Source organism: Chryseobacterium sp. UNC8MFCol (assembly GCF_000482305.1).
GTDB classification, from domain to species: Bacteria; Bacteroidota; Bacteroidia; order Flavobacteriales; family Weeksellaceae; genus Chryseobacterium; species Chryseobacterium indologenes.
The window spans coordinates 225,667-237,595 of the sequence record NZ_AXUZ01000014.1; the positions used below are offsets into that span (position 1 = coordinate 225,667).

The following is an 11,929-nucleotide window of genomic DNA, read 5'->3' on the forward strand; positions in this document are numbered from 1 at the left end:
AAATAAACAGCTATTAGCAGCTGTTTATTTTTTTATTATAAATTAAAAGCAAAAACTATATTATTATCAATACAATGTTATCAAAATTAAATATGATAATCAATGATATAGGCTCAAATATCATTACTGCTTTTGATAATAGTTATCTATTGATAATCGACTATGTACATAGTTCCTTTGTCTACTTTACCTGTTTTAGGTAATATTTTTGCTTTCGGGTTTCCGTTTCCATCATCTACCACTCCGAAATCATCATCATTGAAAACGGCCAGTTTATTATTTCCCAGATAAACTATTCCTTCAAACTTATCATGTTCATATCCCAGTTTTGCCACAAGATCTACCGCTAACGTTTTAGTTACAGTTTTTATTCCCGCTGTATTTAATTCGTCCCAGGTGCATTCTTCCAGTGCTTTATTATTCACTTTCATTCCGTCAACAGCATTTATATCGGTTCCTGTAACATCTGTAGCTACGCTGATATTGATTCTGTATACTTTTTTAATTCCTCCTTGTGATCCGAAGTTTCCATCTCTTTCGATTACCAGGAATTCGGTGTTGCTTAATGCTGTAATATCACAAACAGAATCTGAGCCACCGCCCTCCTGTTTATATAAAAACTGTTTGGTCTGACCTGTAACCGTGTCAAAAGTTACAATTCTGGTTAACGTTGTATTTTTTGCGGCAGCTTTGCTCGGGACATACATCATAGACTGGATTGTACCAACTAAGGTTCTGCCATCCGGTGTAAGGCAAAGTCCTTCCATTCCTCTGTTGGCTCTTCTTTTGGCCAATACAGCAGGAAGTTTTCTGGTGCCTGTATTCACGCCGACCGGGCTTATTCTTTCCATTTCAACTCCCTCTGCACTGTAATGTACGATATGAGGTCCGTATTCATCGGAAACCCAGAATGTACCGTCCGGAGCTGCGACAATACTTTCACTGTCCAACCCATATTTATCAGTTCCCAGAACGTTTCCGGATGCATCGTAAGCTACTTCACCCGTACTTCCCATTCCTACAGGGTTGGGTAATCCGGTGATCGGTTGACCGGATGGATTCTTAAGTTTTATATATTGAATGACTTCTACTTTTCCTTCTGCATTGATCTTAAAATGCATAATGGTTGGGGTAAAATTAGGAGTCAGAAATTTCTTTCCGTTTAAATAATCTGTATTGGGTCCTCTATCGGTAATCACATAAAATTCTCCCTTTCTGGAAGGGTGAGCTGCGGCTCCGGAGCCGAATCCGCCATTGATCACATCTACTCCATTGATTGTTGCCAACGTGGAAAAAGGAAATTCCTGAGGAAGTTTTGAGTAATTAATATCCTGGTTATTGGAATGGTCATCATCTTTGCTGCACGATATTCCTACCGTTACTACCAGCACTGATAATAATAGTTTTTTCATAATACTTTTTATGGCGCGAAAGTATAAATTGATTGTAAACTGATCTTGAACACAAGGATAATTGTATTTTAACAATATAGCTTTTACAATGAATTCAGTTTAAATACTCATATCCTGACTTTCAATCCGAAAATGGAAACAGATTCTCAAATTCCTGTATTAAATTTAAAATTAGGAATTCAAGCTTACGCAACAATAATATGGTGGAAAAGACCTATCAAACTTGCAGTATAAAGCTTATCTTTGCCAGCTTAGTTAAACAATAATGATTGGTAAGACTAAGCTTTGGAAAAAGATGACCTTTTACTCCTACAAAAACAGCCGATTTTACTGCTGTTAACAAATAAATATTCAGTATTCACCATAATCCTGCGAATGATGTTATACTGATTGATACTCCTGAAAAAATGAAAGAAGTGAATATCTATTCTGTTTCGGGACAGAAAGCAATAACTTCGCAGGAGACCGGAATTAACATTCAATCTTTAAGCTCAGATCTTTATTTTGTAAAAATTACAACTTTAAATCAAGCATTCATAAGATTGTTAAAAAAAAGAAAAAGCACCTTTTTTAAAGGTGCTTTTTAACACTATTGAGATTGGTATAACGGAGCAATATCCATATAAATAAGCGTTTGATCTATTTTATTATTTTTCAACATAAAAATATCTGTTACAGGTAATGTCACCGTACTTCCGTCAAGTCTTATATAAGTAACCTCCATCTGTGCCACAATTGAATCAGGTGCTTTCCAGGATTTCAGAACAGTGTGTTTTGTGCTTTTAACAGAAGCAAAAAAATCTGTCTGTGCTTTAAATATTGCTGATTTTCCTACGGCTGAAGGAAAATTACCAAACTTAAAAACCGAGTTCTCAGTGAGTAATCCAGCAAATTGTGATGGATCTCCACTATCGATCGCCTCAATGATTGTATGTAATTTAATTTTTTGTGAGCGCTCTTTGTTCTGAGCAATAGACAGATTTCCCAATAAAAAAATCGTCAATACCATAAGTACTTTTTTCATGTTCTCTATTTTAAACATGACAAAGGTAGTCTCATATAACAGTAGGAATCATTGAATTAATTCAAGAAATAAAAATGAGAAACATACATATGTTTACTGATATAGTTTCCTTCTTATTTTACTTACAAATTCGGCGCTTAGTCCTAAATAAGAAGCAATCATATATTGAGGAATTCTCTGCGTCATCTGAGGATATTTTTTTACAAAAGTCAAATAGCGAGACTCTCCTTCACTATTTAATGTATCTATAAAGTGTTCCTGTAAATTCACAAATGACTGCTGAAAGATCATTCTGATAAATGTTTCAAAACTTGGAATTTCAGTAATGAGAAGATTGTAGTTTTTATAACTAATTTTTACGACTTCCGAATTCTCCAATGCCTGGATATAGAAACGGGCTTTTTTTTCATTTAAAAACCCTGCCAAATCAGTGATCCACCAGTTTTCAATAGCAAAATGCAAAATTTGTTCTTTCCCAAGATCACTGATCAGATAAATTCTGAAGCATCCTTTGAGAATAAAATAATTGTATTTACACAATTCTCCCTCTTTCAAAAGAAATCCGTTTTTTCTAACCGTTTCCGTTTCAATCTTAGAGATAATTTTATCAACTTCCTCACCTAAAAGACTTGTATGTGATTCTATATATTGTATGAACTGTTGCATTTTTTATATGTATTGGTCGTTACGTGATTTCTTGAACTAAGTTAACATTTTACTGATTAGCATGTGGCAACTTTGCAAAGTTATTCAAACAAAAAGCATTTAATCAAATTTCTCTCAGATGAAACTATTTGTTCATATCATTATTTTACGGTGTTCTATCATATCTATCTTTACCCAAGAAATCAACCATTTTACTGTACCCCCACCTTCCTCTTCTCCAATTCCTATAGAAGTCATGTTAACTGGTAGATCGGTTAGCACACAGATAATGCTGAACAAAAAATTCACAGGCAACAGCAAGCTGGGTTTTTTGGGTGTGGTTAACTCTTTAAACACGTATCAAAACAATAAGGATCAAAATGAATTCATGACCCTTTCGATGGTCTCTTACAATCTCATCAATGAACTTTCAATCAATACCGGTGTCTGGATGCATAACAAAATTGGACTAAGACCTACTGTCGCTGTACATTATACAAAAGCAAATGAAAATTTTGTCTTGGCAGATATCCTTCGTATTGATATGATCAAAGATCATACGATAGAAAATGTCCTGATATTGGAATATTTTCCAAAAATTTCTGAAAATTGGAGCTTGTACAATCGACTTCAAACATTATACAGTTATAATACCAAGCAACAAACTCATGAAAGAAGTTATATTAATGCAAGAATGGGTGTCTCTTTTAAGAATTTTAGATTTGGAGCAGGAGCCAACCTAGATTATTACGGGTCCCTTCCCATACATCGATTAAGTATAGGAGTGTTTGCAGGAACTATTCTTTTCTAATACTAAATGTATATTTCTTGAACCGGAGCTATTTTATTCTCTCAAAGTTATATTATACAAAAACGATATCTTACAAACATATGTATTATATACCTTAATAAAAACACCAAAATAAATGACGCGCTGAATCAGCGCGTCATTTATTTTGATCTTAAAGATTATCACTTATTTTTTCTCTGTAGATCTCTGTAAAACCTCATCTACCATTCCGTAGCCTTTAGCTTCTTCAGAAGTCATCCAGTAATCTCTGTCAGAAGATTTCTCCACCCACTCATACGTCTGTCCTGAGTGGTGACCGATAATTTCGTACAACTCCTGCTTCAATTTCAGCATTTCTCTTAAGTTGATTTCCATATCAGAAGCGACACCTTGTGCCCCTCCTGAAGGTTGGTGGATCATTACTCTTGAGTGCTTAAGAGCAGAACGTTTTCCTTTTTCTCCGGCAACCAGTAATACGGCTCCCATTGAAGCAGCCATACCTGTACAGATTGTCGCTACGTCTGGTTTAATGATCTGCATTGTGTCATAAATTCCAAGTCCTGCGTATACACTTCCTCCGGGAGAATTAATATAAATCTGAATATCTTTTGAAGGGTCTGCACTTTCCAAGAATAAAAGCTGCGCTGTAACGATATTTGCTACCTGATCATCAATTCCTGTTCCCAGGAAGATAATCCTGTCCATCATCAGACGGGAGAAAACGTCCATCTGAGCAACGTTTAATCTTCTTTCTTCCATGATGTACGGAGTAAGATTCGTCGGGCCATACATGCCCATATACTGATCGGTAACCAAACCGTTGTTTCCTAAATGTTTTACAGAGAAATCTCTGAATTCCTTTTTAATGTCCATATTTCTATTATGTATTATTTTAACAAATATTCGTGAAGGTTAAATTACAATATTTATTCCTAAAATTTAATAGGACTTTTTGTCACAATATCCTTCAACGTTTTGCTGATCTATCTTTTTCTATCCATATAGATTCCTTTGATAGGCGAATACTCGATGATATTGCTCAATCGCATGGAAGCCTGTTTCAGTAGGGTGATTTTTTTGATCAGCTCATAGTATTTTCCTTCATCGGTATTGCTGTATTGATCCAGTTCTTTTGCAGTTTCTTTGATCAGATAGTCAATGTACCTGTATTTATGCAGCAAAACATCGCCTGTAATCTGATCTGCTACTTTATCTCCGTAGTTTGGGGGATAAATATTCCGGGAAGCCCAATTTTCAAGCTCGTCTAAAGGGATCAGGGCATCTACAACTTTTGAGGTAATTTCTTCATCCATAAAAGATACGAAAAAGTTTCCACTCCTCAACTCCTCTTTCTGAATTCCCTCTTTTACCTGATTGATAATAATCTCATTTCCTTTAACTAAAAATGCATATTGCTCTTCTTCAAAATGATGCAGAATTTCTTCGATAACCGTGATCTGATATTCTTCATTATTTTCAGTCCTGCGTTTCAGAACAATATCTCCGAACGCAAGCATGTGCTCAACAAGCTTATTTTCCATAAACAATACCTCAAATAAGAAAGGATCTTCTTTTTCCTGATCCAAGGGAACAATCTCCATTTTCGGAGCTTCCTTTTCTTTTTGCTGCTGCTGAACATGATGGGTCTGGTTCTGAGTAATCTGTTTCTGAACATCCAGCTCATTGAAAAGACTTTGCTCTGAAAGTCCAAATTTATTGGAAACTTCCTTAAGGTATACTTCCCTTTTCAGGGCATTCTGTACAAAGGAAACAGATTTTACAATATCACGGATCGCTTCAGCCTTTTTTATCGGGTCATTTCCGATATCTTTCAGCAGGATTTCCGCCTTAAAATCAATGAAGTCCATCGCTTCATTTTCGATGTATTTCTCTACATAATCCTGCGGATGTTTTCGGGCGAAAGAATCCGGGTCATCACCATCCGGGAATAAAAGTACGCGGATGTTCATCCCTTCTGTCAGCAACATGTCGATACTTCGGAAACTCGCTTTAATACCGGCGTTATCACCATCGAAAAGAATCGTCACATTTTCTGTAAGCCTTTTTATCAGCTTGATCTGCTCTGTTGTCAGGGAAGTTCCGGAACTTGCCACCACATTTTCAATTCCCGACATATGAAGTGAGATCACATCCATATATCCCTCAACCAATAGACAGGCATTTTTCCTTGAAATAGACTGTTTACTTTGATTTAATCCGTAAAGGACATTAGATTTATGGTAAATCTCAGTTTCCGGTGAGTTGAGATATTTGGCTGTTTTAACATTACTTTTAAGAATTCTGGCCCCAAAGCCCAACACCCTTCCTGAAAAACTATGAATTGGGAAAATCACCCTTTCGCGGAAACGGTCAACTCCGGCAGGTGTATTTTCAGGAAAAATGGAAAGTCCCGATTTCTCCAGAATCTCTTTGGTGTACCCTTTTTCCAGGGCATATTGGGTAAAGGCATTTTTCTTTTCCGGAGAATATCCCAACTGAAATTTCCTGATGATGTCATCTTTAAGTTCTCTTTCCTTAAAATACGACAGTCCTATACTTCTTCCATCAGCATCATCCCAAAGCACTTCCTGAAAATAGGTATTGGCAACTTCGTGGATTTTATATAAAAGATCTTTCTCTGTCTGGGCATTTTTGGCTTCTTCGGAGATCTCTCTTTGATCTTCTTCGATTTCAATTCCATACTTTTTGGCTGCATGGCGCAATGCTTCAGGATAGGTAAAATTTTCAATTTCCATCAGGAAAGAGATCGCCGTTCCCCCTTTTCCCGTAGAGAAATCTTTCCAGATCTGTTTACTTGGCGAAACAACAAAACTTGGAGATTTTTCCTCATGAAACGGGCTGAGTCCTTTATAATTAGACCCCGCTCTTTTCAACTGCACATATTCACCCACAATCTCTTCAACACGGATTGTAGAAAATATTTTATCAATGGTCTGCTTAGAAATCATACTGCAAAAATACACATTAAAAAAAACACGGCAATTATATAAGTGTAGTATATATTTGATGTGTTTTATGATTATTTTTGCAACAAATTAGCCTATGCAATTTACAATACATACAATAGAAGACTGGCAGGAAGTAGTAGACAGCATCCTTCCTCAGCTGCAACATAACATCCTTTTATTAAAAGGAAATCTGGGAGCAGGAAAAACCACATTTACACAGTTTTTACTTAACAACCTAGGAAGTAAAGATGAAGTAAACTCTCCTACCTATTCGATTGTCAATGAATACAATACATCAAAAGGAAAAATCTACCATTTCGATTTGTATCGTCTGAAAAATATTGAAGAAGTTTATGATATCGGTATCGAAGAATACCTGGACAACTCTTTTCTATGTATTATTGAGTGGCCGGAAGTATACGAAGAAGAACTTTACGGTCTCAAGTACCACACAATGAGTATTGTGAATACCGGTGAAAGCAGAGAAATCTTATTCGATTAAATATTATGTATCTTTGCTTATTAATTCAACAGTAAATAACAATCTGTAAGACATAATTTAATTTAAGGATGAGTACAAACATTTTTACTCCTTTCACAGAAGAAGAATTGATGCCGAAAGAGGAAAAATTGGAGGTGATAAAAAAAGGGAAACAATTCAGTATTGGAATACCTAAGGAAACCTGTCTTAACGAAAGGAGAACCTGCATTACTCCTGACGCCGTACAGGTGTTGGTAGAGCACGGCCATGAGATCATTGTAGAATCAGGAGCCGGTCAGGGTTCATTTTTTACAGACTTACAGTATTCTGAATCCGGGGCAAAGATCACGAATGATCCTAAGGAAGCCTTCGGGCAGGACCTTATCCTAAAGGTCAATCCTCCTACAGAAGACGAGATTGATTTTATGAAACCTAATACCTATCTGGTTTCAGCGCTTCAGATCAACCTTAGAGAAAAATCCTATTTCTTAAAGCTTGCAGAGAAGAAAATCAATGCCATTGCTTTTGAATTTATCGTTGACGAATACAAACAACTTGCCTTGGTACGACTCATCGGCGAGATTGCGGGAACTGTTTCTATTTTATATGCATCAGAACTACTGGCTCTTTCCAACGGTTTAATGCTGGGAGGAATTACAGGAGTAAGACCTGCAGAAGTAGTTATTCTGGGAGCCGGAATCGTAGGTGAATTTGCTACAAAAGCAGCCATTGGCCTGGGTGCCAGTGTAAAGGTTTTCGATAATTCTTTATCAAAATTAAGAAGACTTCATACCATGGTAGACAGCCGTGTTCCGACTTCAATCATTGATCCTAAAGAGCTGAGCAAAAGTTTAAGACGAGCAGATGTAGTAATAGGAGCTCTTCCGAGATTGAATATGACCCCGATCGTCACTGAAGATATGGTGATGAAAATGAAAAAAGGCAGTGTCATTATTGATATTACCATAGACAACGGTAAGGTGATTGAAACCTCTGAACTGACTACCATGGAAAATCCTTATGTGATCAAACACGGGGTGATTCATTGCGGACTTCCCAACCTTACGTCTAGAATGCCTAGAACTACCACAAAGGCCATTTCGAATTTCTTCCTTTCCTATATATTAAATTATGATGAAGAAGGCGGTTTTGAAAACATGCTGATCCGCAAAAATGAAATGAAGCAGAGTTTATATATGTACAAGGGAAGACATACTAAAAAGATCATCTGTGACCGTTTCGGACTTACGTACCACGATATCAATCTTTTAATTTTCTAATGAAAAAACTGAAATTTTATGCCATAGGCTTCGTTCCGGGGCTTTTACTCGTATTTTTTATTTTAAACAAGAAGGGAGCCAGCTGCAGCGGATATTTACCGAATAGCCGTGTCATTGCAGAAACCCTTTCCAAAGAATTTAAATATTCTGAACAGGCTAAAGCCACTATGAGCACTTACAGAATTGATGAAAAATTTGTAAAAGACAGCATCATTACAGAAGGAAAAGTAGATTTTGACCGAAGCCAGGCACAAAAAAAACCATGTCCGGGATATACGATCGTCTACCCTGAAAAAAAGCCTATCTATGAGATCACTTTTGAAAAATGTGAAGAAAGTGTAACCATAAACGGGCTAAAAAAACTTAAATAGTCTTTATAACTACTGATATATGGGAGGCAATTACTACATGATCCATGATTATCTGATATTCATCGGAGTTTTTGCCATTTTCTTTTTTCTGACGACCAGTATTTACCTTTTTAATGAGCATCAGAAAGCCAAAAAGAAAAACACCCAGTTATCAGAAAGCAATAAAATTATTGAACAGCGTCTGAATGAAGTACGCCTGGAACATATCGGTACGAAACTGAATCCGCATTTATTTAAAAACATCCTTAATTCGGTGCAGTCTCATGCGTATCAGACGTATATGTCTCTGGATAAACTGGCTAATGTGCTGGATTATATTTTATATGAAAGCAATAATAAATATGTAAGTCCAAAAGAGGAACTGAATTTCGCTTTAAATCTGATTGAGATCAATAAGATCAAGATCAATCCTCTTTTTGATTTCAGGATTAAATCCAGGATCAATAAATCTGATTCTCTGTATGAAGAGAAGGTTTTTGCTCCTTTAATATCTGTGGATCTTATTGAAAATGCTTTCAAACATACTGATTTTCTTGCACAGGATTCTTTTATTTCCATTCATCTGGAGCTTGAAAACGGGATTTTCACGATGAAAGTGGGCAACAAAGCTTCCTTAAGAAATAGTCTGGAAAAAGAAAAAAGTGGCTTTGGAAGTCAGTCTTTGGATCAGAGGCTTAAGATGATCTACAGCTCTTATTATTCACTCGAAAAGAGTTCAAAAAACGGTATCTTCACAGCAGAATTAAAAATCAATTTAGGTGAATTCTATGATAAAATGCGTTATTCTGGATGATGAATTACTAGCCATCAGCTATTTAAAGCTTTTGTGCGAACAGATCGACGATGTGGAAGTGGTAAAAGCATTCAACGATCCTAAACTCTTTCTGAAAGAAATACATCATCTTGACTGTAATCTTTGTATTCTTGATATTGAAATGCCCGGGATGACAGGCCTTCAGGTCGCCGAACTGATCTCCGGTTCAAAAAAAATAATTTTTACCACTGCCTATAAAGAATATGCTGCAGAAGCTTTTGATCTTAATGTTGTCGATTATGTAAGGAAGCCCATCAAAAAAGAACGCCTGATGCAGGCATTTGAAAAGGCCAAAGAACAGATCGAGATTCCGCAGAAAAAAGCATTCATTGAGTGGAATACCAATATCGGGAAAACTATTATTCTTACTGAACAGATCGTATATATCAAAACCTCGGAAATCGACAGCAGAGACAAAGATATCACCCTGAACGACGGAACGACGATTGTACTGAAAAACCTCAATTTTAAAAATCTGCTTGAAATGCTTCCTGCCAAGGATTTTGCACAAGTTAATAAGAAAGAGATCATTGCCCTCTCTGTGATAAAAGTTTTTACCACCAGCGAAATAATAACCAGCATACACACCGAGGGTGAAAATTTCCTTAAACTACAGATCGGTGACACCTACAAAAACTCACTAATGGAGCTGTTTGGAAAATAGACTTTTCAAACATTTCAGGTTTCATTACAAAAAACTTTCGCTTTATTACAAATGCCTTTTTTAAAACATCCGACGGATGTACTTTTACTGCGAATTAATTGATTTTATAATGAAAAACTTCATGTATGCAGCAGGAATTCTCATATCCGGACTGTGTTTTTCGCAAGAAGCTTCTTCCGGAATTAAAGCTTCCTTTTTCGACGGAATCGCAGTAGCCGGATATGTAGATCATGGTGCTTTCGTCAACTTTACAGGGCCCAACGTAAGCCTCACCCACAAAAACATTAAATTTATTCTGGGAATGCTTCCCTCATTGAGAATTAAAGAAGACCGCTCTTCAGGAACCAGAAATAGTCCTATTACTCCTACTTTAGGAGCCGGTCTTACTACAGTTTATAAAAAGATTGCGCTGCAGATTCCGGTCTATTATAATTCCAAAACTGCAGATCAGAATGGAAAATGGAAAATAGGAATTGGTATAGGCTATTCTTTCAGATAGCTTTTATTACATTTTTTAGAACATTCATTACATTTTAAAAACCAGGGTATTTTAATATAAGTTTATTCTTATCAACTTTGCATCAAAATAAAGGAATCATGAATTTGGGGAAATATAAAAATATTATTTTTTACATCAGTACAATTGCATTTTTTTCATGCCTGATGTACTGGTTTTTTGTGGAAGGAAAAACACTGGAAATTGGGGAAAATATTGCGCTTCCCAAAACTACAGGTTCTACCATGTGGGAAAATTTTGCCGATTCATTCTTAACAAACCTCCATCATCCTCTGGCGCTTCTTCTCGCACAGATTGTTACGATTATCCTTGTCGCCAAGCTATTCGGATGGATTTGTATAAAACTAAAACAGCCGTCAGTAATTGGCGAAATGATCGCAGGTATTGTTCTCGGGCCTTCCCTTTTCGGATTATACTTTCCTGAACTTTCTGCCTTTATCTTTCCAAAAGAGTCATTAGGAAATTTGCAGTTTTTAAGCCAGATAGGTCTTATTCTCTTCATGTATATTGTAGGGATGGAACTTGACCTGAGTGTTTTGAGAAAAAAAGCTCACGATGCTGTAGTCATCAGCCATGCCAGTATTATTTTTCCTTTTGCGCTGGGAGTCGGTTTATCCTATTTTATTTAGTCATTCCTTAAAAAGCTAATTTTTCATTTTGAAAATTATACTTGCCTAAGAAGATTTTGAGAACAACTTCGAGCCAAAAAAGAATTTGTTGTTTGATTTGGTTCAATCTCATCTTCAAATTGTATCCAATCCCTGCTAATAGAGCGTTATGAATATCTCCAGCCACTCCTTTAAGGAAGTTTAATCCTAAGGAGTGGTTTCTTTTTAAATGTGAAATACAGGGTTCTATTGCTGCTCTTGCACGGAATCTTAATCTTGCAACTTGCTGCCCATATCTTGTTTTTTCTTTTTTTGTGGGAAGCAGAATTAAGGTGCCTTCTACTTCTTTGATTC

At 36.2% G+C, this 11,929-nt stretch carries 13 protein-coding genes and 2 pseudogenes; 9 read left to right on the forward strand and 6 right to left on the reverse strand.

What is annotated here, in order from left to right; translation table 11 throughout:
• Positions 1–146 precede the first annotated feature (146 nt).
• Positions 147–1,412, reverse strand: coding sequence for an esterase-like activity of phytase family protein (locus M030_RS0109255; protein WP_027373253.1), 1,266 nt, complete (start codon positions 1,410–1,412; stop codon positions 147–149).
• A 356-nt stretch (positions 1,413–1,768) separates the two neighbouring features.
• Here M030_RS0109255 and M030_RS26065 point away from each other — a divergent pair, with 356 nt between their 5' ends.
• The gene (locus M030_RS26065) at positions 1,769–1,999 is read left to right on the forward strand and encodes a T9SS type A sorting domain-containing protein (RefSeq protein WP_410492703.1); all 231 of its coding nucleotides are present in this window, start codon (positions 1,769–1,771) and stop codon (positions 1,997–1,999) included.
• Between the two features lie 2 nt (positions 2,000–2,001).
• Here M030_RS26065 and M030_RS23935 read toward each other — a convergent pair whose 3' ends face one another.
• Positions 2,002–2,436 carry a nuclear transport factor 2 family protein gene (locus M030_RS23935; protein WP_051584976.1) on the reverse strand — a complete coding sequence of 145 codons (435 nt, stop codon included), beginning with the start codon at positions 2,434–2,436 and terminating at the stop codon, positions 2,002–2,004.
• Between the two features lie 93 nt (positions 2,437–2,529).
• Positions 2,530–3,102, reverse strand: coding sequence for a Crp/Fnr family transcriptional regulator (locus M030_RS0109270; protein WP_027373255.1), 573 nt, complete (start codon positions 3,100–3,102; stop codon positions 2,530–2,532).
• A 268-nt stretch (positions 3,103–3,370) separates the two neighbouring features.
• On the opposite strand from M030_RS0109270, the gene M030_RS0109280 reads away from it, so the two are divergent.
• Entirely contained in the window at positions 3,371–3,892 is a 522-nt protein-coding gene (locus M030_RS0109280; RefSeq protein ID WP_027373256.1) for a hypothetical protein, read from the forward strand.
• A gap of 165 nt (positions 3,893–4,057) precedes the next feature.
• Here M030_RS0109280 and clpP read toward each other — a convergent pair whose 3' ends face one another.
• Together clpP and dnaG are read right to left on the reverse strand one after the other, a co-directional pair.
• Entirely contained in the window at positions 4,058–4,744 is a 687-nt protein-coding gene (gene clpP, locus M030_RS0109285; protein WP_027373257.1) for an ATP-dependent Clp endopeptidase proteolytic subunit ClpP, read from the reverse strand.
• Positions 4,745–4,854: 110 nt separating this feature from the next.
• Positions 4,855–6,840, reverse strand: a complete 1,986-nt coding sequence (gene dnaG, locus M030_RS0109290) for a DNA primase (protein ID WP_027373258.1) — start codon at positions 6,838–6,840, stop codon at positions 4,855–4,857.
• A gap of 94 nt (positions 6,841–6,934) precedes the next feature.
• On the opposite strand from dnaG, the gene tsaE reads away from it, so the two are divergent.
• The 7 genes and pseudogenes from tsaE to M030_RS0109325 all read left to right on the forward strand — a co-directional run.
• Entirely contained in the window at positions 6,935–7,342 is a 408-nt protein-coding gene (tsaE, locus tag M030_RS0109295; RefSeq protein ID WP_027373259.1) for a tRNA (adenosine(37)-N6)-threonylcarbamoyltransferase complex ATPase subunit type 1 TsaE, read from the forward strand.
• A gap of 68 nt (positions 7,343–7,410) precedes the next feature.
• Complete coding sequence (locus M030_RS0109300; protein ID WP_027373260.1) at positions 7,411–8,601, forward strand: alanine dehydrogenase; 1,191 nt, start codon at positions 7,411–7,413, stop codon at positions 8,599–8,601.
• A complete protein-coding gene (locus M030_RS0109305) occupies positions 8,601–8,972 on the forward strand; it encodes a hypothetical protein (RefSeq protein WP_027373261.1) in 372 nt (123 codons plus the stop codon). The genes M030_RS0109300 and M030_RS0109305 overlap by 1 nt, the downstream gene beginning before the upstream one ends.
• Positions 8,973–8,991: 19 nt before the next feature.
• A complete protein-coding gene (locus tag M030_RS0109310) occupies positions 8,992–9,765 on the forward strand; it encodes a histidine kinase (RefSeq protein WP_081735548.1) in 774 nt (257 codons plus the stop codon).
• Positions 9,740–10,450: a LytR/AlgR family response regulator transcription factor gene (locus M030_RS0109315; protein WP_171032614.1), complete on the forward strand. Its 711-nt coding sequence runs from the start codon at positions 9,740–9,742 to the stop codon at positions 10,448–10,450. Before M030_RS0109310 ends, M030_RS0109315 begins: the two co-directional genes overlap by 26 nt.
• 109 nt (positions 10,451–10,559) lie before the next feature.
• Entirely contained in the window at positions 10,560–10,949 is a 390-nt protein-coding gene (locus M030_RS0109320; protein ID WP_027373264.1) for a hypothetical protein, read from the forward strand.
• A gap of 104 nt (positions 10,950–11,053) precedes the next feature.
• Positions 11,054–11,593: pseudogene (locus tag M030_RS0109325) on the forward strand (cation:proton antiporter); the annotation flags it as partial.
• Positions 11,594–11,603: 10 nt separating this feature from the next.
• Here M030_RS0109325 and M030_RS25735 read toward each other — a convergent pair.
• Positions 11,604–11,929: pseudogene (locus tag M030_RS25735) on the reverse strand (IS5/IS1182 family transposase); the annotation flags it as partial.